The organism is Shewanella sp. 5S214 (genome assembly GCF_041439795.1).
GTDB classification, from domain to species: Bacteria; Pseudomonadota; Gammaproteobacteria; order Enterobacterales; family Shewanellaceae; genus Shewanella; species Shewanella vesiculosa.
Map to the genome: position 1 here is coordinate 19,261 of NZ_JBGOOV010000023.1, position 21,780 is coordinate 41,040.

General features: G+C 41.0%; 14 protein-coding genes. 8 read left to right on the forward strand and 6 right to left on the reverse strand.

Annotation, left to right across the window (positions count from 1 at the left end; translation table 11 throughout):
• Window positions 1-106: 106 nt before the first annotated feature.
• The 3 genes from ACED29_RS15125 (at window position 107) to ACED29_RS15135 (ending at window position 7,501) form a co-directional block, all read left to right on the forward strand.
• Window positions 107-1,294 carry an efflux RND transporter periplasmic adaptor subunit gene (locus ACED29_RS15125; protein WP_124014943.1) on the forward strand — a complete coding sequence of 396 codons (1,188 nt, stop codon included), beginning with the start codon at window positions 107-109 and terminating at the stop codon, window positions 1,292-1,294.
• Between the two features lie 5 nt (window positions 1,295-1,299).
• A complete protein-coding gene (locus ACED29_RS15130; protein ID WP_182697418.1) occupies window positions 1,300-4,485 on the forward strand; it encodes an efflux RND transporter permease subunit in 3,186 nt (1,061 codons plus the stop codon).
• A 307-nt stretch (window positions 4,486-4,792) separates the two neighbouring features.
• Complete coding sequence (locus ACED29_RS15135) at window positions 4,793-7,501, forward strand: acetate--CoA ligase family protein (RefSeq protein WP_347689881.1); 2,709 nt, start codon at window positions 4,793-4,795, stop codon at window positions 7,499-7,501.
• Window positions 7,502-7,639: 138 nt separating this feature from the next.
• Here ACED29_RS15135 and ACED29_RS15140 read toward each other — a convergent pair whose 3' ends face one another.
• Entirely contained in the window at window positions 7,640-8,662 is a 1,023-nt protein-coding gene (locus ACED29_RS15140) for a GGDEF domain-containing protein (RefSeq protein ID WP_182756432.1), read from the reverse strand.
• A 222-nt stretch (window positions 8,663-8,884) separates the two neighbouring features.
• Here ACED29_RS15140 and eco point away from each other — a divergent pair, with 222 nt between their 5' ends.
• Window positions 8,885-9,451, forward strand: a complete 567-nt coding sequence (gene eco, locus ACED29_RS15145) for a serine protease inhibitor ecotin (protein WP_371698005.1) — start codon at window positions 8,885-8,887, stop codon at window positions 9,449-9,451.
• A gap of 200 nt (window positions 9,452-9,651) precedes the next feature.
• Here the strand turns inward: eco and ACED29_RS15150 are convergent, their stop codons facing one another.
• The 5 genes from ACED29_RS15150 to pssA all read right to left on the reverse strand — a co-directional run bounded on the left by ACED29_RS15150 (window position 9,652) and on the right by pssA (window position 14,757).
• Window positions 9,652-9,927 (reverse strand): hypothetical protein, encoded by a 276-nt coding sequence (locus ACED29_RS15150; protein ID WP_124014948.1) that lies wholly within the window; start codon window positions 9,925-9,927, stop codon window positions 9,652-9,654.
• Window positions 9,924-11,927, reverse strand: a complete 2,004-nt coding sequence (locus tag ACED29_RS15155; RefSeq protein WP_371698006.1) for an ATP-dependent DNA helicase RecQ — start codon at window positions 11,925-11,927, stop codon at window positions 9,924-9,926. The genes ACED29_RS15150 and ACED29_RS15155 overlap by 4 nt, the downstream gene beginning before the upstream one ends.
• Before the next feature lie 105 nt (window positions 11,928-12,032).
• Window positions 12,033-12,386: a hypothetical protein gene (locus tag ACED29_RS15160; protein WP_124014950.1), complete on the reverse strand. Its 354-nt coding sequence runs from the start codon at window positions 12,384-12,386 to the stop codon at window positions 12,033-12,035.
• A gap of 149 nt (window positions 12,387-12,535) precedes the next feature.
• Complete coding sequence (locus ACED29_RS15165; RefSeq protein WP_371698007.1) at window positions 12,536-13,345, reverse strand: tRNA-uridine aminocarboxypropyltransferase; 810 nt, start codon at window positions 13,343-13,345, stop codon at window positions 12,536-12,538.
• A gap of 71 nt (window positions 13,346-13,416) precedes the next feature.
• On the reverse strand, window positions 13,417-14,757 hold the full coding sequence (pssA, locus tag ACED29_RS15170) for a CDP-diacylglycerol--serine O-phosphatidyltransferase (RefSeq protein ID WP_124014952.1): 1,341 nt from the start codon (window positions 14,755-14,757) through the stop codon (window positions 13,417-13,419).
• A gap of 685 nt (window positions 14,758-15,442) precedes the next feature.
• Between pssA and ACED29_RS15175 the strand changes: the two genes are divergently transcribed.
• The 4 genes from ACED29_RS15175 (at window position 15,443) to katG (ending at window position 21,512) form a co-directional block, all read left to right on the forward strand.
• The gene (locus ACED29_RS15175; protein ID WP_371698008.1) at window positions 15,443-15,577 is read left to right on the forward strand and encodes a hypothetical protein; all 135 of its coding nucleotides are present in this window, start codon (window positions 15,443-15,445) and stop codon (window positions 15,575-15,577) included.
• A gap of 31 nt (window positions 15,578-15,608) precedes the next feature.
• A complete protein-coding gene (dacB, locus tag ACED29_RS15180) occupies window positions 15,609-17,048 on the forward strand; it encodes a D-alanyl-D-alanine carboxypeptidase/D-alanyl-D-alanine-endopeptidase (protein ID WP_371698009.1) in 1,440 nt (479 codons plus the stop codon).
• A gap of 231 nt (window positions 17,049-17,279) precedes the next feature.
• Window positions 17,280-18,692: a TonB-dependent receptor gene (locus ACED29_RS15185; protein WP_124014954.1), complete on the forward strand. Its 1,413-nt coding sequence runs from the start codon at window positions 17,280-17,282 to the stop codon at window positions 18,690-18,692.
• A 633-nt stretch (window positions 18,693-19,325) separates the two neighbouring features.
• A complete protein-coding gene (gene katG, locus ACED29_RS15190; RefSeq protein WP_371698010.1) occupies window positions 19,326-21,512 on the forward strand; it encodes a catalase/peroxidase HPI in 2,187 nt (728 codons plus the stop codon).
• Window positions 21,513-21,780 lie beyond the last annotated feature (268 nt).

The following is a 21,780-nucleotide window of genomic DNA, read 5'->3' on the forward strand; positions in this document are numbered from 1 at the left end:
ACCAAAGATTAAACATTTCGATTAACATATAAATGACAAAAAAGACTATTGGCAGTATTGACTTGGCTTACTGCAAAAATAACGCATTATTTTATAAGGAAAGATCGTGGCAACTAAAAAACAAATCATACTACCGATAATAGTATTAGCAATTGGAATAGCTGGTTTAGTTGGGATTTCTGCGTTAAAAAAGCCCCCAGAGGAAAAGCCTGTCGTTGATACTACTCCTCTGGTATCAGTGGAAGCCATCGAGTACAAACCCATGACCTTTTCGGTCAGTTCATACGGTGTCGTCGCAGCCAAGTACGATACCGAATTGGTTGCACAAGTCAGTGGTGAAATCATTTATCTAGCGGATAAATTCGTCAAAGGTGGCTTTGTTAAAAAAGGCGATATTTTAGCTAAGATTGATCCCAGTGATTACGAAGCTGGCTTATTAGATTCTCAGGCTAATGTGGCATCAGCAAAAGCTAACATGGTTCAAGAACGCGCTAATGGTGAAGTTGCCTTACGTGAATGGGCAGAAATTACCAATAGTAAGCCTACCGCTCTCAGTTTGCGTAAACCACAACTCGCTCAAGAATTAGCTAAGCTAAAAAGTGCAGAAGCCGATTTACTCCGATCACATCGAGATCTAGAACGGACTGTGATCCGCGCCCCTTATGATGCACTTATTTCTAGCCGTGAAATTGGTTTAGGTGCTTATGTCACCACAGGAAGTAAAATCGGACACATTTATAATACCGATACGGCTGAAATCCGCTTACCTCTCGCCGATAAAGAAATGCAATATTTGGATCAAAAAGGCACTCATTCTGAAGTGACATTAATGGGTAACTTCGCCGGAAGTAAACAACAGTGGCAAGGGAAAATAGTTCGCAGTGAAGGAGTTGTTGACAGTAAAAGTCGCATGACCTATCTGGTTGCTGAAATCGAAGACCCATATGGACTGAAAACCGATAAAAATGAATTACGTTTCGGCACCTATGTTACTGCAAACATACAAGGTAGTAATGCTGGCAATGTCGCCGTTATTCCACGTCATTTAATTGTAAATGGCTTAGTCGCAATAATGGATAGCGACAACACCTTACGCTATAAACCCGTAAAGATTATTCGCCAAGAAGGCGCCAATGTGGTTATTTCTGAAGGTCTGGATCCTGGAATGGAAGTCATCACATCAGCGCTTGATTACCCATTAGAAGGCATGAAGCTGGCGTTACCAGCAGATAAAATCCTTCAAGACGAGCCGATAGAAACCGATAAAACTGAAATCGCTATGGAAGGTAAATAAACATCATGGACGATACGAATAAAGGAATCATCGCTTGGTTTGCCCGTAATAGTGTCGCGGCAAACTTGCTGATGATCATTATTTTACTCGGCGGTCTGTTGACTGCTAATACTATCCGCAAGCAATTCTTCCCAGCGGTTGAAATTAACTGGATCCAATTCAGCGCAGTCTACCCAGGCACTGCACCACAAGAAGTGGAAGAAGGCATTACCATTAAAATTGAACAAGCTTTAGAGAGTGTTCAAGGATTAAAACGGGTCATTACCTATTCAAACCGTAATATGGCTCAAGGGTATTTTCAAGTTGAGGAATCATATGATCCTCAAGTAGTACTTGAAGAAGTTAAAGCCGAAATTGGCTCTATTTCAACCTTTCCAGGTGGTATGGAACCACCTAAAGTTGAACGGATTAAATTCAGACAAGAGGTGATGTATTTAAGTCTGTATGGCGATTTAGACCAAATACAGCTCAAAGATTTAGGCGAGCGAATTAACGATGAGATAATGCAACTGCCTGGTGTCAATATTAGCGAATACTATAGCGGTCTTGGATATGAAATCGGTATTGAAGTCAGCAAAGATCGCTTACGTGAATATGGTTTAACCTTTGACGATGTTGCTAGTGCGGTGCGTGGTTATTCACGAAATATGTCTGCAGGACAAATTAAAGCAGAAAATGGTTACATTAATTTACGAGTCCAGAACCAAGCCTATGTAGGTTATGAGTTTGAACAGCTACCATTATTAACATTAGATGATGGCACTAAGATCTTATTGGGTGATATCGCCACCGTCAATGATGGCTTTCAAGAAGGTATTCAATACTCAAAATTTAATGGCAAGAATTCGGTTACCTTCTTTATTGGTGCGGCTAAAAATCAGAGTATTACCGATGTAGCGAAAACTATTAATAATTTTGTCGAAAAACAGCAAAAAATATTACCCCAAGGAGTTAAGCTTGAGCCTTGGGTTGACATGACTTACTACTTAGATGGGCGTTTACAGCTGATGCTCGACAGTATGAAAAGTGGTGCCGTACTAGTATTTATTATGCTAGCGCTATTCTTAAGGGTGCGATTAGCATTTTGGGTAATGATGGGACTACCAGTATGCTTCTTAGGTACCCTACTGTTTATGCCAATGGCATTTATTGATGTCACCATCAACGTTATTAGCTTGTTTGCGTTTATCTTGGTGCTGGGGATCGTGGTCGACGATGCGATTGTCATGGGCGAAAGTGCCCACAGCGAATCTGAAGAACACGGCCAAAGTATCGACAGTGTTATCCGTGGGGTCAAAAAAGTTGCCATGCCAGCAACCTTTGGGGTACTGACGACTATTGCTGCTTTCCTCCCCATCACTATGGACGATGGCCCGTCATCAGCATTTGGTCAGGCTATTGGTTATATCGTTATTTTATGTTTGTTGTTTTCATTAATAGAATCAAAGCTGATTTTACCCGCGCATTTGGCGCACATGAAAAAACCTAAAATCGTTAAACCCGGTTCAAAAAATCCATTAGATTGGTTGCGTAACGGGGTCAATTTTATTCAAGGCAAAATTGATCGTGGCTTGAATATATTCATTACTTCTATGTATCGCCCTTCGCTTGAATTAGCGGTTCAGTATCGCTATGCCGTGATCATGTTGTTCATCAGCTTGATCCTGATCTGTGTTGGTCTGTATATGGGTGGTTTGGTGCGCTTTATTGGTCAACCCAAAATACCTCATGACTTCCCTAGAGTCACAGTTGAAATGAACGTAGATGCCTCAGAGAAGTCGACACTTGCGGCGGCATTGGCGATTGAGCAAACCTTATACGATGTCGATAAAAAAATAGAGCGACAATACGGCCAAAAAATGATTTCTGATATGCAGGTTGATCTTAAAGATCAAACGACTGCAGAAGTGATGACTAAACTAGTCGATCCGTCACTCAGACCAATGGATACATTTGCTTTAGCTGATTTATGGCGTAAAGCGATGCCGCAAATTCCTGGGGTAAAATCATTTAGCATTCAAGACAGTTTAATGGGTGGCGGTCGTGAAGACGGCGACATTAGCTTTAGACTTGAGGGAAAAGATGAGAGCCAATTAGTTGCTGCATCACTAGAGCTTAAACAAAAGCTTAATTCACTTAAGGGTGTCAGTGACGTTAATGACAGTCGCCAATCAAGTGTTAAAGAAGTGCAATTCCAATTAAAACCGTTAGCCAATGCATTAGGCTTAACACTGGCCAATATTGCCTCGCAAGTGGGTAACAGTTTTTACGGTTTAGAAGCACAGCGAATTATTCGAAATGGTGAAGAAATTAAAGTAATGCTTCGCTATCCAGAAGAACAGCGAAATTCTATTGCACTGGTACAAGATGTGATGATTAACACTCCACAAGGGACAGAGTTACCTTTATCCGAAGTGGCAGACATTAAAGTGGTTCAAGGGGTTAACAGCATCCGCCGTGAAAATGGAAACCGTACGATTAACGTATGGGCCAGTGTGGATGCCGATCAAACTGAACCCTTTAAATTGGCTAAAGATATCCGTGATAACTTTATGCCAGAGTTGCTAATTAAGTATCCGCGGGTGCACAGTGAAGTATCAGGTAGTATTCAAGAGCAATTAGACAGCGCAGATACTCAAATGCGTGACTTTATTTTATCGTTATTACTGATTTATAGCTTATTGGCAATTCCACTACGCTCATACATTCAACCGATTATGATCATGTCTGTGATCCCGTTTGGTGTCATTGGATCGGTAATGGGACACATTATCCTGGGTATCGATTTAAGTGTGCTATCGATGTTTGGTATTATCGCTGCTGCGGGTGTGGTTGTGAATGATTCGTTAGTGATGGTCGATTATGTCAATACTTCGCGAAAATCAGGGGTGCCAATAAAAGAGGCTGTCTTAAATGCAGGTTGCCGCCGCTTTAGAGCCATCATGCTAACCTCGCTGACTACATTCATTGGTTTAGTACCGATTATGGCCGAGACCAGTATGCAAGCTCAAATGGTGATCCCAATGGCGGTATCATTGGCCTTTGGGGTACTGTTCGCAACTGTGGTGACCTTGTGTCTCATCCCTTGCTTATACATTGCAATTGAAGACGGTAAAGACATGATGCGCAAGCTTATCAATATTTATGCACCTAAATCCTCGTCTGCAACAACAGTCACCGAGCAACACTAGTCACGGGCAACTTCGACTTGCAATGATGAGTATCAACCATAAAAAAGGGCCTTAATGGCCCTTTTACTTTGATGCATTACAGAGCCTTGTCTATTATTCATTCAACATTGATTTTTAGTCTAAAGTGTAAGCCAGTATACAATTTTAAGATGTGACAATTAATTGTCAAAAAACTTTCTGAGTAATTGGTTTTATTCATAAAATATCTCATCAAGTAAAATAGATTGTTTATCGTTATTTGATAAAAGTTTATGCTAATCTAAGCATAATCACAGTGTTTATTGCCAGCCAGCTAAGGTCAAATTCTATGAGTCAACGCAGCATTAATGCGCTATTTAAGCCCACGTCAGTGGCGGTTATCGGCGCATCTAACGGCAATAAACGTGCAGGAAAAGCGGTGATGAAGAACCTACTTTCGGGTGGTTTTTCGGGCCCAATTATGCCGGTAACACCTAAATATACCGCAGTGATGGGAGTCTTAGCTTACCCGAACATTGAAGCCTTACCCATCAAACCTGATTTAGCCATTATATGCACCAATGCGCTAAAGGTTCCCAGTATTGTCGAACGCTTAGCTCAATTTGGCTGCAAAGTGGCGATTATTATGGCCTCTGGGATGGCATCGCAAACCGACGAGCAAGGTAACAATTTACTCGAAATTACCAAGCAATATGCTAAACGCTACGGCATGCGTTTGTTAGGCCCTAACAGCCTAGGGATGATATTACCGCCAATGGGATTGAATGCCAGCTTAGCGCATGCAGGAGCTAACATAGGTAAAATTGCTTTTGTATCGCAATCAGCTGCAATTTGTACCACGGTTCTTGATTGGGCGAACAACAAGGGAATTGGCTTTTCATCGTTTATTTCACTAGGTGATGCCACCGATATCGATTTTGATGAATTACTCGATTACTTAGGCCGTGACAGTAAAACCAGCGCTATTATGTTGTACATTGATTCCATTAATGAAAAGCGCCATTTTTTGTCTGCCGCCCGAGCGGCCTCAAGAAACAAACCTATCTTTGTGATCAAATCAGGCCGCAGCCGAGAAGGCATTCAAGCGGCAATGCTGCATACTGGCGGAATTGGTGGCAATGATGCCGTTTATGAAGCCGCTTTTAGACGTGCAGGTATGCTTAGGGTAAATGATCTCATTGAATTATTTGCTGCAGTTGAAAGTCTGGCGCATTCCACTCCGCTTAAAGGGGAACGTTTAGTGATAATGAGCAATGGCGGCGGTCCTGCGGTACTGGCTGCGGATGAGTTAATTATCAAAGGCGGTAAACTAGCTCAATTATCCGAAAAAACAGTCACACAACTTAACGCTATTTTACCCAGTACCTGGTCGAAACAAAATCCTATTGACATGATTGGTGATGCCGACAGTCAACGCTACGCTGATACATTAAAAGTGCTTATGAGCAGTAACGACACTGACACTATTTTAGTGCTGCATTCGCCGTCTATATTGGGTGAAAGTGTCGAAATTGCCAATAGTATTATTGATACGGTTAACCAACATCCCAACCGACATCGAATTAATATGCTCACCAATTGGAGCGGTGAAGATTCAGCCTACCTCGGTCGTAAACGCTTTACCACGGCGGGTCTTCCGACCTATCGAACCCCAGAAGGTGCTGTAAGAGCCTTTATGCACATGGTTGAGTTTCGACGTAACCAAAAGCTACTCCAAGAAGTACCACAATCAATACCTGATAACATCCCCACTGACAGCAAGGCAGCACGGGCATTATTGCAACGCAGCTTAGAAAACGGTCAAACGGTACTGGAAACTCATCAAGCGGTTGATATTTTAAGGGCTTACGGGTTAAACACCATTGAAACTTGGTTTGTAAAAGATGTTGATGAAGCGGTTAATGTCGCGAATCAAGCAGGTTATCCGGTTGCGCTGAAAGTGCAATCACCCGACATACTTTACAAATCAGATGTACATGGCGTGGTATTAAATTTAACCTCAGACGAAGAAGTTAGCCATGCAGCCCACTCTATTATTGAACGGGTTCATCAAATTAATCCTACAGCCAAAATAGACGGATTAATCATTCAAAAAATGGCCTTAACGGCAGGCGCACAAGAAATTAGAGTCTCGGTGATTAATGACCCAGTATTTGGCCCTGCGATCTGTTTAGGTGAAGGTGGTTCTGAATGGGATCCCACTCGCGATGCTGCTGTGGCACTGCCACCATTAAATATGGCGTTGGCACGCTATATGGTCATTCAAGCACTTAAAACGCATAAATTGCGTGACCGTCATTTACCCCTAGGGCTAGACATGAATGCCTTGTGTGTGATGCTGACTCAAATTTCACACTTAATTATAGATTGTCCAGAAATCGCCGAAATCGATATAAACCCCGTGTTGGCTGCGGGCGAAAGAATCACCTTATTAGACGTCAATATCCGTCTGCATGACACCCCACAAGATAATCTTAACAGATTAGCTATTTTGCCCTACCCTAAGGAATTAGAACAAACCACCACCTTAAAAAATGGTCTACACGTCATGTTGCGACCTATTTTGCCAGAAGATGAACCCAGGCATTTAGAGTTTGATAATTCATTAAGTGATGAAGACAGATATAAACGCTATTTTGGGGTGCGCTCGCGCATGACCCACGAAGAGATGGCGGTATTAACTCAAATTGATTATTCGCGAGAAATGGCGTTTATTGCAACCACAATGACTGCAGACGGTGAAGAGCTCACCTTAGGCGCCGTCAGAGCCTCTATAGACCCAGATAATACCGAAGCTGAGTTTGCAATGGCTGTGCGCAGTAACTATCAAGGGATAGGTTTAGGGAAGTTATTACTCGAAAAACTGATTGCCTATTACAAAACCAATAACACGCCTTTCTTAATGGGCTTTACCATGTTTGAAAACCGTAACATGGCCAACTTGGCTAAATCACTTGGATTTACTGTGTCATTTGATATGGAAGAACACCTGATAAAAATGCACATGGATTTACGCACTAAGGCTGAAGATAAATAACATTCTAATGATTAAAGGGTAATGATTAACGGCAGCTAAACACAACCTAAAGTAATTCATGATAATTTGAGTACTAGGCTAAAAGCGTATAGCCATAAATCAGGGAATAAATATATTCGAGAATAAAGCGGTTTGGCATTAACCGAACTTAACGCAATTTTTGCCTGCTGCTTTAGCCTTGTAAAGTTGTTCATCTGCTCGCGATAATAAAGTATCAACATCATCGCCAGTGTTAATGGTTGCCACACCAATAGAAACGGTAATATGGCCCAGATTTTGTTTTTTCTCTTTACCGATAGAAAGCTGCTTTAATGAAATTCGCTCGCGGATTTTTTCGGCGACTTTCACAGCATCATTAAGTTTGGCATTAGGTAACATCACGACAAACTCTTCACCGCCATACCGAGCGACTAAATCGTCACCTTTAACCGTATTCTTCATTGCTAAAGCGACATAGGCCAACACTTTATCGCCAATTAAATGACCAAAGGTGTCATTAAATTGCTTAAAATCATCTATATCAATCATTAACAGACTGCATACGGTTTGAGTATCAACAAACTTAGTCACCTGCTCTGCAGCAAACAGCTCATATGAACGGCGATTTTTTAATGAGGTGAGTTCATCCATCATGGCGACTTTACTTAAGTTGTCCATTTCATCTTTAAGATGAAGGATCTCTGTCGACAACGACTCTAGACTCGCCGACATTTGCCGGTTTTTGGCAATGACTTGTTCAACTTCAGCCGCTATACTCATCACAATAAGATTAAGATCATCGACATTAGGGTTGGTTTGCAGTTTTTCACCGTACTGATTGAGATTACTTGAGAATTTTTCTGTACCTTCATTAAGCTGCTCTATCTTACTCAGCAAACTATTGATCAAAATATGCGTTTCAATTTGCACATTTTCAATAATTTCTGGAGAGCGCTCTTCGATAAAGCGATTATATAAGCCTAAATTAACTTCGGGTGTGAATTTAACACCATTAGCAATTAAGCCATCAATAGAGCGCTTTAAATTAAGGTTCGTCTCAGCAAAATATTCAAACCAAATAGCATAATTTTCTGGCGTTACAGGAATAGCTAAAGACGCCATTTTAGGTAACGCTAAATTCAGAATATGCGCAGTTTGCTCAAGATTTTGGGTATTATGCATCGACGACGATACCTTTTTGATAAATACAATGTGTTAAAGGTTATCAGTATGTTATGTCATACTTATGAACTAAACTCAATTATTGTTCGTTATGTTAACCATTAAACATGGGAAAATTATCTTTATTTATTTAACCCTTTTTCAGTTACAGCACGTTTAATGTAAATAGATAAGCCAACCAGCCAGTCATTATTGGCAATATTTACTCCATAAGGAAACAAGATGAACCAGCAAACATTTGCTTATGCAAAGAAAATATCCCTCACACTTACCGTTGTCATAGCGAGTGCATTATCATTTAGCTCTTGTGCGACCAACCCAGTTGACAACAATCACTTAAACGGCATAAACATCAGTAGCAGCGTGATGGATACCCGTGACTATCAAGCGCAAGAGTCCACAAAAATGTATCCAGCACCCACTTCTGGAATGGTGCAACATATCCTGACATTGCCTGCTCTGACAAATGAACAAGATTACATGCTTGAAGTGCAAATAGGCCAAAATAAAGTCGTTGACTGTAATAAAACTCAACTGATGGGCGATATTAACACCCTATCATTACCTGGTTGGGGATATGTCTATTATCAAGTCGATCAGGTCATGCAGGGGCCGACGACCAGAATGATGTGTACTGAAGCGAAAAAAGCCAAATTTATTGTTCTCAATCAAGCCCTGACACTCAGCTATGACAGTCGTCAACCAAAGGTGTTTTATTTGCCGCAAGGAACAGAATTACGCTATAGATTATGGAAAACCGCGAACGAGTTTGTGTTTAGTGGTCAGTAAGCTCTTGGTATAAAGGACTTAAGTAATTCTTGAGTCTTTAATCATCGACTATTGATTGACTTTGTGGGGGGCATCTCATTCAAGCAGCCAATAACGCTGCAGATAGAGATGATAAACATACTGGGGGGTTCAAGTTCTCAAGCTGTCTGATATTGCGCTCAGCACACCGAAAGCTTGGTGAGCTGAGCTTAATATAGGTTTTAGTAACGGCGCACCCTTACTACTTGCATTATTTCAATTTCAAAGCCGCCAATGACCTCTTTCGATGGGTAATAAATCAAATTGACTTTATGATCTAATAAGCTCTTGAAACGTTGAGGTCGCTTGTATTTAAATGGCACATCACAATCTTTAATCATTAACGTCTGTACCACCCAGTCTCCAACTTGACGTTGAATATGGGACACGACTGTCACACCTTCACTTTGTATTAACTCACCGTGTCGCTCTAACAATATTTTAGGAACCGGTTTCATGAATTTACCTTCTTAACAGTATCCAGGATATCTTGATATCGATAAGCACTAAAACGTCCAAAGCCCTCTAATTGTTTAACTTTCAAACGACTAAACATTGGCATTATCATACCAGCAAGGAATTTAGCTTGCGTAGCAATGGTTGGAGTGGGTAACGATTTTGCTTGAGCCACTGAGATTAACGGTTCAAGCAATGTTGTCACTGTGGCCGAGTCTGGTAACGGAGCCACAGCTTGTTTGGATAAGATGGCAATTTGCCCACGACAAACGCTGCAGTGACCGCAATTTTGTGGCACTGAGTGGTCATCAAAATATTGAGCTAAATTCGCACTTAAACAACGATCAAGTTCAAAAAATTCGACTAGCTTACCAATCCGCACAATCTCTTTATGTTCATTGTCACTAAAATATTGACCCAGTTGCTGAGTCAAATGGTGCAATTGTTGCGGTGTCGCTAATGCCTGCTCTTGTACATCATACACTTGAGTGATTTTTTTTGTCTCAAGAATAATCAAATTTTGCTCTGCTAAATAATCTAGTGCAGCCACAATACGCTGCCGTTCACAGCCATGTTGTTGATATAAAGTATCAAAATCCAACTGTCCCCAAATCTTTTTAAACTGTGTATGAGCAAACACTTGGCGAAGAAACTGCTGACGTTGTTGGTTAAATCGGCTGAGAATGGCTTCCTGCTCTTCAACAAAGCGGTATTTAAATTCTGCAAAATAAGCATAACTTGGACGGATCACGCCCAATAGCTCTAATTGGACAAATAAAGTTTTTAGCGGCAATGAGCGAATATTGCATGCGGTTGATAAAGGGTATTCTTGTACTTCCCAGCGACCATTGTCAGTTTCTGAGGCAATAGTCTCTAATAACTGGCCAATGCTTTGAAGTTCAGGAGTATCACCGTAAACGAAATTTTCAACAGTATTTAAGCCGTCTAAGTTAGCGAGTGTCACACAATGGGATAATTTACCATCACGCCCTGCTCGGCCAATTTCCTGACTGTAGTTTTCAATCGATTTAGGCAAATCAAAATGGATAACGAAACGAATATCGGATTTATCAATGCCCATGCCAAAGGCAATGGTTGCCACAATTACTTGGATTTGATTATCCATAAATTGCTGTTGAATTTGTTGACGTCGTATTTGATCCATTCCAGCATGATAAGCCGCGGCATTGATACCCTCAGCGATTAGGTGCTGGGCTACATCTTCAGCAGTTTGCTGCAAGGTGACATAAACAATACCGCTACCGGAATAGTCTTTTACGGTACGTGTAAGCTGAGTAAGTTTTTGTTGCTGACTCACTGCAACAACTGCCAAATCTAAATTGGCTCGGTAAAACCCGGTTTGTACTATGTGTTGCGCGGACAAACCAAAACGCTTAGCCATATCTAATTTAACTTGTTCAGTGGCTGTCGCGGTTAATAATAAACTTTGTGGTATGGAAAACTCTTGGCAGTACTGAGGGATTTTCAGATAATCGGGGCGAAAATTATGTCCCCACTCCGAAATACAATGCGCCTCATCAACCACCAGCAAAGAAATGGGAACCGACTTGAGAAATTGCCTAAAGCGCTCATTTTTAAAACGCTCAACCGATACCATCAAAATCCGCGTACGTTGCTCACGAATATCGCGCATCACTTGCTGAGTTTGATCATAAGTTAAACTTGAATCAATACTCGCTGCAGCTATGCCTTTACTCGCTAAAAAGGCCAATTGATCTTTCATTAACGCTAATAACGGTGAAATAACCAAAGTCAGCTTAGGTAACTGTTGAGCGCAAAATTGATAACACAAGGATTTACCCGAACCGGTAGGAAATATGGCTAGCGCAGAATGGCCCGCTAAAATGGTTTCGATAACCGCCTGTTGGCCTTCTCTGAACTGAGTAAAACCAAATTGCTGTTGTAATTGTTGGTGCAATATCTGAGTTTCGGAAGATGTTGGGCTGGCTTCAGCGGCGGCTGAATCTATAAAGGGAGTCATAATAAATCCTATTATTAACCCCAAATAACATAGGATTAAACTGTTAACGATATGAGATCGAGCATCAGTCGCATGGAGGAAAAGCTAAAGCACGCCATGCTCAATCTAACGTTTACGGGCGATATACTGATTGATCAATTGAGTCAGTTTATCTTCAAAGCGTTCTTCTATGACATCAAGGTCTTGTTCAAAAGAGCTGATAAACTTAATTGCTTTATCACGAGATAAGACTTTTCCTGCAAGGCTGTATTGTATTTCAATCAAACTTTTATCTAAGCGAGGCGCAAGACACCAATGACATATATCGGCATTAAAATTCACTAATGCACGTTCTGCAACTTGGCAAAAAGCGTCAATATGATCGATGCCATCAGGGCCTAAACAACCCGGTTCAAGACGACACAACACAACCAATTTCTTCGCATTTAGCGCTTTAGCACTGTTGATCAACTCTTCCATAACGTATAAAACAGTCCTTAATGAAAACCTGACATTAGCGTAAAGCCTTAGCTTCGCTCATTTGTTAGCAATATATCTCAAGTAATAAACGTCTGTTAGCATCTCGTAATTAGTCACAATATGCAACCGTTTGGCGTCGATTAAGCCGCCTAAATACTGCGTTTTATGTGCTCATGACTGACTTTTAATGCGAGTTTGAACGCATCAATATACACAGCAATTGGGGTTAAGGTTTCTTTTGCGCGGCGATTACGCCCCAGCAATGAAGATTCTACGAATAAATCAAACCAGGTCGATAGTGCCAAACCATTTTGAGGCTCTTGAGCAGCGCTTAATGCCAGCGCCGCAACTTCAGCTGTGCCTAACTGAAAATCATGACTGCCTTTACGTAGTGCATAAGTCGCTAAGGTTTCTGGCGCAAATGATAATACCGGCATTTGATGTAAATACGGGCTTTTACGATACATTTTGATTGCTTCGCGCCAACTGCCATCAAGCATTACCAACAAAGGAATTTTAGCTTGCCCCTGCTCCGAAGTTAGCAAGGCTGGGGTTATTTGCTCAACAATAATTTGCTCACTCTGCACATATTGTTGTGGAAACACTAAAAAGGGTTGGTATTGAGGATTATCGAGTAAGGCTAACATTGCGCAGTCGGTATCTGTTCGAGTCCATAAAAATGCATGGGTATCTGGAATTAAATCTGCAATTAACCTGCCGCTATTAGTGGGCTTTAAGACTTCGTCGTTATACATCACCAACATAAAGCTAACGTTAGTGGTTAAATATTGCCGATGTTCACAGGTACAAAATAATTCACCTAAGAGACAAAGATTACACCTAATCAGCTTCTTACCGCGGGCACCAAACGGCTTAGTCGATAATGACTTTCGGTATTCATGTAAGCGATGGACTGCATGAATAGGCGGTTTAATTGATTTTATTGATAACTCTGACATTAAAGAACTCTGAGGTGAAAAAAATTCATCACCAAATTTGGTGATGAACGGATATGACACTGATGAGGTAATTATAAGATACGCCGCAATAAAAAGTCTGCTTTTAAACGGCGAATTCGATTCATAATTTTTTTCACTGGTTTTGGGTACTTCTGCAAGGTATCAATTTGGCTATAATGAAATAATCGTTCAGTGTGGAGTAAAATATAGTGCTGCTCTTTGATGAACGACTCTTTCCAACTCCCCGACTCATCATGCAACAATAAACCATTTTCTAAATCTAACGCCCAAGCTCGCGGGTTTAAGTTAGAGCCGGTGATCAGATGCTTGCGATTATCGGCACTAATGCCTTTCAAATGAAAGCTGTTAATCCCATCTTTCCATAAATGAATATTAAGTTGTCCATTCTCGATCGCCCACTGCTGGTTCTTGGCAAATTTACGCAGTGATTGTTCATACATGTAAGGCAATGCACCAATGGTTGAAAAATCCTGATCCGGTGGAATATAAAAGTCATTGGCGGTTTTATCACCCACAACGATGTCTATTTTCTTCCCTTCACGCAGGTGTCTAGCTAATGCGCGAGTCAAAATCGTTGGTGGATTGAAATAAGGGGTACAAATAAACAGCTCTTTTGTAGAGGAATCGACCAGGTTTATCACAGTGTCGTTTAATTGGTTGTTCTTTCTGCCAAGGCCAACTAACGGTGTAATACGGTTACCGACTGTGGTTGACTTGTACTGATAGCGCACCTGAGATAAACGATGTTTAAAACTTTTGATGTCGTTCTTTTCAGGGTTTTCTTCAATATCGCCAGATTGACTTAATATGCTTACAGCAGGATCACTGACGATATCTTGTTTGATCATGTCACGCATGCTGCGAGCAAGCTCTGGACAGTCAATAACATGATATCTATCGAAACGGTATTTTTCTTGTTGCTGTAAATAAATATTGTTAATGCTCGCGCCACTGTAAATCACGGCGTCGTCAATAATAAAACCTTTAAGATGCAACACGCCCATAAATTCTCGCGACTTTACTGGCACGCCCACTATATCAAATGGGTGTGACGCTTCAGCCATTAATTTACGGTATAAAATATAGTTGCCACTGTCGCCCTTTTGACCAATTAAGCCGCGGCGTGCACGGTGGTAATCAACTAATACCTTAATATCTATTTGTGGATTTTGGGCTTTGACGTCTAATAACGCCTGCAATACTTCACGACCTGCTTCATCATCTTCAACATATAATGCCGCGATGTAAATTGAAGATGTTGCCGCTGCGATTTTAGTTAGCAAGGCTTGCTTAAAATCTTTCGGGTTAAGCAACCAAGACACAGCATCTGCATTTAGGGCAATACCACCTAGCTTATCCAGCAAGGCATCCTCCTTAAAATGGGTGACCATTACGCTTATCAGTAATGGGATCAAATTCAAAAACATCACAGCGATATATTGTAATTGTGAGTACGCTGTTCAATTGTTTAACAATCATAAGGTTGCATGTTTAAGCACACGCTATGTTTGCCTCGACATAAAGGCCGTTTTTATAACCAACCTCAACTGATGATGTTTCTTACAACGCGATTGCGATAATATTGACAAAATAACATCTCAGTAAAAACAATACTGTTTAACGATAAATTATCGCCAGTCTATCAAACTCAAATCTGCTTTTGCTAAGACACAATATGCAATCAAATACTGCTGTTGCAGCACTGTAGCATTGATATTTGGCAGATAGTTGAGATTGGCGTCCTCTTAAGCTGATAGAAATTACCGATTAACAAGGTGATGAGCAAGATTTTTCTTACTTAGCAGCCGTTTTAGTGTGTTTTTTTGCCGATAATTAATACTTTAATGCCATATTGCTTGCGAACTAGCCAGCCTATGGTCAGCTGTAGAAACATGATAATCACACTAAAGGGATAAGCATGTCATCAAAAAGGACGAAACATTATCAAATTCGTATCAGCCAAGGTTAGCATCAGCTACCATAACCTATCGTTAGTGATACCTAGATGTAGACTTATATGACTTCAATACTATTCCATCTCCCACGGCCACAATCATCTCATAGGCAACAACCTTTATGGCTGAGGCGTGCTTTATCTCTATTAGGGTCTTTGATGATCATCTGCCTGAATACCGTCAGCGCGGTCGAGCCGCTTACTCAACCAGCGGTGGTGCAACCACAGATACCTTCTTCACCCCTAGAGAATATTAATCAACAACCCACAGCCCTGTATCTGGATAATATGTTGCAACTATTAAAGCCGATACATTCACAACTGGGCATTACCGTGTGGGATATGACCAGTCAAAAAACAGTATTTCAATATAATAATCAATCATTAATGCAACCTGCTAGTGTTCAAAAACTGTTAACCGCATTGGCAGCAACCAAGCAACTCGGTAAACAATTTAGCTATCAAACCCAACTCATAACCTTAGCCGAACAACCGCTGGATAAAACTCAGATTAGCAATGGGGTTTATTCTGGTGACATTTATATCGAATTCAGTGGCGATCCAACCTTAACATTCCAAGATTTACATCAACTTCTTGGATCCTTAAGCACGTTGGGGATCACAAAACTTACCGGGAATATTATGTTGGCGAGCGAACAAGACAGCCAATTACAGGCTCCTGGCTGGGTATGGGACGATTTAGGGATTTGCTACGCTGCGCCAATCTCACCTTTTATCATTAATAAAAATTGCGTCTATGGTCGATTATCCACCAATGGTTACAATAAAGTGGCGAAAATCACCATGATGGGAAACCGCCCAATTGACATCACTAATGACGCATATTTTGTTTCACCTACCATAGACAACCCAGTGGTAAAGCCCGCCGTTACATTACCAGTGGCCAATACTCTGCCTGCATACCTCACTGAGTCAGTACCCCAGTGTCAGTTAACCTTAAGTCGTTTCGATAATAATCGCTATCACCTAAGCGGTTGTCATGTCGGAGCTAAGTCATTACCTTTAGCAATAGCCATTAGCGATCCGCAAATTTACGCTCAGCACATCATAGCTAAACAACTCGAATCTTTAGGAATTAGCTATAACCACCCCATTACGACAATTAAGATGAACAAGCAGCCCAAGTTTATGGCTCAACGACAAGTTATTGCCAGCCATCAATCTGATGCTTTACCGCAATTGCTAGAAACCATGTTACTCGAATCGGATAATTTAATTGCCGACAGTTTATTAAAAAAACTCGGTGAGGTGTATTATCAAACCCCAAGCGACTTTTCTCGCAGTGGCCAGGCATTGAAAACCATTCTGTACTCGATAGGTATCGACTTATCGACGGCAAACATTGCCGATGGTTCAGGTTTATCACGCTATAACTTGCTCACACCAGAACACGTATTAAGTGTACTCACCGTCATATATCAACAACCAGAATACCGATTCTTGCTCGATTTACTTCCAGAGTCAGGTGTCAGTGGCACCTTACGCTACAAACGTTATTTTAATAAATCACCACTCAAACATCATGTATTTGCAAAAACCGGCAGTATGCTAGGAATTGCAAACTTGGCCGGTAGAGTGAATGTGAGTAATGGTCATAACTATTTATTTGTGTTGTTTGAAAATGGCTTAAGTCCTCAAATTAAAAAACAGCAAAAAGCCCCCTTTTCTGCGGTATTTTTACAAACCATGATGGATGTACCTAGATAATAAAGTTATAAAGCCGCAACGTGTATGGTTGCGGCAATCATGCTATTAACGCGCTCCTCACGGTTGACGATGATCAAAAGTGTCGCAATAAACATCTATAAGCTATTCAAAAAGGTTAAATTATTAATTTATCGCCACAAATATCCTTTCAGCACTAGCGGATATTTTAACTTGCTATAACATTGTTAGCAGTAATCTTAAGATACCAATGTTTTATCGTGTGGAGATATTATGGATAAGCAAGTCAGTTCCCGTGGCACAAAAGAAAAAGCTCTTCGTTTAAACCTAGACGAGAAAAAGTACGGCACTATAGTTGAAATTGGTGCAGGACAAGAAGTCGCACGTAACTTTTTTGTCGCTGGTGCTGCTGCGGGTACGATAGCGAAAACCATGTCGGCCTATGATATGAAATTTTCTGACGCTATTTACGGTGTTCAAGAAGATGGTCGTTATGTCAGTAAAGCACGCGTATTGGCAATGATGGAGCAAGAATTTGATCTCGTTGTTGACCGTGTAGGAGCTATTCGCTCTAAGTCTTCGCGTTATTTTACCTACGCAGCAACTGTCTCAGCCAAGAGCTTTAATCGTAAAAATGAATGTCATGCATGGTGTGGTGTGCGAATTCAAATGTACCCGGGGGCAGAGCCGTCTAATATTGTTGTTCATGTGCGTATGTTTGACGATACCGCTGAAGCACAACAACAAGCATTAGGGATTTTAGGGGTCAACCTCATTTACGCCAGTTATTACTATTTTGAAGATCCTAAAATGATTATCGATTCATTAACCGATAACATGAAAGCTAATCGAATTGAGATTGATTGTATCGACTTTCAAGGGCCCTACTTTGAAGATGTCGACAATCAAGCCAAGAATATTCATCTTATTCGCAGTTGGAAAACGCGCGCCATTATGTTTAAAGCGGATGGCAGTGTCGCAGTTCCTGCTGACATGCTTTACAAAAAGAACGTATTAACCATTCGAGGTTCATTTAAGCCAGTAACAAAACTTAATGTCGATATGATCGAACAAGGCTATAAAGCCTTTTCCTTACTCGATGGTGTAACAGATAAAAGTACCGTATTGATTGCTGAAATATCCTTAAATGACTTGAGCGGTAAAGATGCCAACATGTCTGAAAAAGACATTATGGAACGGGTCAAGTTACTTAATTTACTCGGCTACAATGTCATGGTGTCCGACTATACCCGATATTTCTCGTTACGAGCCTATTTCCGCCAATACACCCAATTACAAATCGGCATTGTGGTCGGTATGGTTAATATTAAACAAATTTTTGATGAAGAATATTATCGCGGTATGGAAGGCGGAATACTCGAAGCATTCGGTAAATTATTCCCCGATAACACGCGCTTATTCGTTTACCCTGAACGAGATGAAAAAGGTGATCTGAATAACTTAACGACCATTAGTGTCCCCAATAATCTGCGCTATTTATTCCGTCATGTTCTCGATAATGGCTTTATCACCAGTATTGAGTCGAGCAACCCTGATTTATTTAATATTTTCTCGCGAGAAATTTTACAACAAATTTGCCGCGGTCAAGGCGATTGGATTAACGCCGTTCCGGAAGCCGTAAGCAAAGCAATCATGGAACAAAAATTATTTGGTTATCGTGGATAAAATCCTACCAAAAGTCACCCTTAAGTATTTGATTTAAAGATTATTGATCACTCTAAAGCAACAACCTTTTGGCACAACTGCTATAGTGTATTATCGCTTCAATGGCTAACCTGTATTGGGTTAGCCATTTTTATGTGTATCACCTAGACAATGCGCTAGCCGTTAATAAAACTCATCTATTTTTACTTCCTCAATGCAATAAGAACTGGTTCTACATCCAGATAGTTGCCTCAACAATGCTTATCGTTAAGGCTAATGATGTATTTAAACCTAACCCGCTAAATGGCATTGGCATAAAACATGTCAGTCACAGCGGCTTTAAAAGGTTAATGGTGTTGAATCTTGGCTCTCATTAGGGCCTGTTGATAAACAGTGTAAACATTATGACTTGGCAAAACCGACGGTATATTTCCATCATGATGTTATTTACTGGCGCATTTATGGTATTGATAACTAGACTGAGTTTATTACGTTAGCGCAAACTTGAATCAACGGCTTACTTTTATGTATCAATAAAAGCGATTAACTGAACCGGAAAAAGTCGCTTTAATTAGTAACCACAGTCAGTTAGCCTGAGCTTGTCATCCAATGATATATCAAAATTAAGCTACTCTAGTGATAAAGGGAAATCTCATGGACAAAGTACAACATAGTCAAGGTAAGTGCCCTGTTATGCATGGCAGCAATACTTCAAACGATAGCCATAACATGGATTGGTGGCCTAAAGCGATCAATCTCGATATTCTCCATCAGCATGACAAAAAGACGGATCCAATGGATCCGACGTTTAATTACAGCGAAGCATTCAAAAGCCTCGATCTCGCTGCTGTAAAACACGATTTAACCACTTTAATGACAGACAGTAAGGATTGGTGGCCAGCAGATTGGGGCCATTATGGTGGATTAATGATCCGCATGGCTTGGCATTCTGCAGGCACATATCGAATTGCTGATGGTCGCGGTGGCGCAGGGACTGGCAATCAACGCTTTGCACCAATCAATAGCTGGCCTGATAACGTTAACCTCGATAAAGCGCGCAGACTACTTTGGCCGATCAAAAAGAAATATGGCAATAAACTCTCTTGGGCTGATTTGATCATTTTATCCGGTAACGTAGCTTATGAGTCGATGGGGCTAAAAACATTTGGTTTTGCTGGCGGCCGCGCCGATATATGGCATCCAGAAACAGATATTTATTGGGGATCTGAAAAAAAATGGCTTGCCCCAAGCGGTTCAGAGCACAGCCGCTATTCTGGTGAAAGAGATCTTGAAAATCCATTAGCAGCCGTAATGATGGGATTAATTTACGTCAACCCTGAAGGTGTTGATGGTAATCCTGATCCATTAAAAACCGCCCATGATATTCGCACTACTTTTGAACGTATGGCAATGAATGACGAAGAAACCGTCGCATTAACCGCTGGTGGACATACTGTTGGTAAATGTCACGGTAATGGCAATGTCGACAATTTACAAGCCGAACCTGAAGGTGCTGAATTAGAAGACCAAGGCTTTGGTTGGTTAAATAAAACCAGTCGAGGCATAGGCCGAGATACCGTTTCCAGTGGAATCGAAGGTGCCTGGACAACCCATCCTACTCAATGGGATAACGGCTACTTTGAATTACTGCTTAACTACGAGTGGGAACTGAAAAAGAGTCCGGCTGGTGCATGGCAATGGCAACCTATCGACATCAAGGAAGAACATAAACCGGTTGATGTTGAAGACCCATCTATTCGCTTAAGTCCAATTATGACCGATGCTGATATGGCGATGAAAATGGATCCTGAATATCGCAAAATTTCAGACCGTTTTTATCAAGACCCTGCCTATTTCTCAGAGGTGTTTGCCCGCGCGTGGTTTAAACTGACTCACCGTGATTTAGGTCCTAAAAGTCGTTACCTTGGAACTGATGTGCCTGCGGAAGATCTTATTTGGCAAGACCCTATTCCACAAGTCGATTACAGCTTAAGTGAACAAGAAATCACTGAGCTTAAAGCTAAAATTTTATCCAGTGAATTAAGCATTGCTGAACTCGTGGCGACAGCTTGGGACAGTGCCCGAACTTTCCGAGGTTCAGATTATCGCGGTGGAGCCAATGGGGCGCGTATTCGTTTAGCGCCGCAAAAAGACTGGCAAGGCAATGAACCCACAAGATTAAATAAAGTGTTAGATACCCTAACTGACATTCAAGCTGGACTAACAAAACCTGTGAGTATGGCCGACTTAATCGTCCTAGGCGGAACCGCTGCGGTTGAAAAAGCAGCTCACGCAGCAGGGGTTAAGATTACTGTGCCATTTGCTCCTGGTCGTGGTGACGCCACTGCAGAGCAAACCGATATTGAGTCGTTTGAAGTGTTAGAGCCATTACACGATGCTTATCGTAATTGGCAAAAGAAGGACTACATTGTTCAGCCTGAAGAAATGATGCTCGATCGTACTCAATTAATGGGCCTAACCGCTCATGAAATGACGGTCTTGGTCGGCGGTATGCGAGTACTAGGTACTAACTATGACAATACTAAACACGGCGTATTTACCGATAATGTAGGCGTATTATCGAATGACTTTTTTGTAAATTTAACCGATATGTCATACACATGGAAACCTGCCGACGATAACCTGTATTACATCATCGATCGCAAAACAGGCAAGATGAAGTGGTCTGCGACGCGTGTTGATTTGGTCTTCGGCTCAAACTCTATTTTACGCTCTTATGCAGAAGTCTATGCTCAAGATGACGCAAAAGAAAAGTTTGTTAAAGACTTTGTTAAAGCATGGACTAAAGTCATGAATGCTGATCGATTTGACTTAGCGTAGTGACTATCGTCAGTAATAATGTTTAGTTTGTAAAATAACAACAGGGCAGAATGTATTATTCTGCCCTGTTGTTATTTTGGGTTAAATCGCTCAATACAGGTTAAGTAACCTCAAGATCAATTCATTCGCTTTACTTCAAAATCCATTTTCACTTTCACTGGTACTCGCTTAATATTCGATGCCGCTGGCACATACTGACAAAAAAACGCATCAATAGAAGCAAAAAAAGCACTGAAAATCAGTGCTTTTTATATTTATTAAACAACTA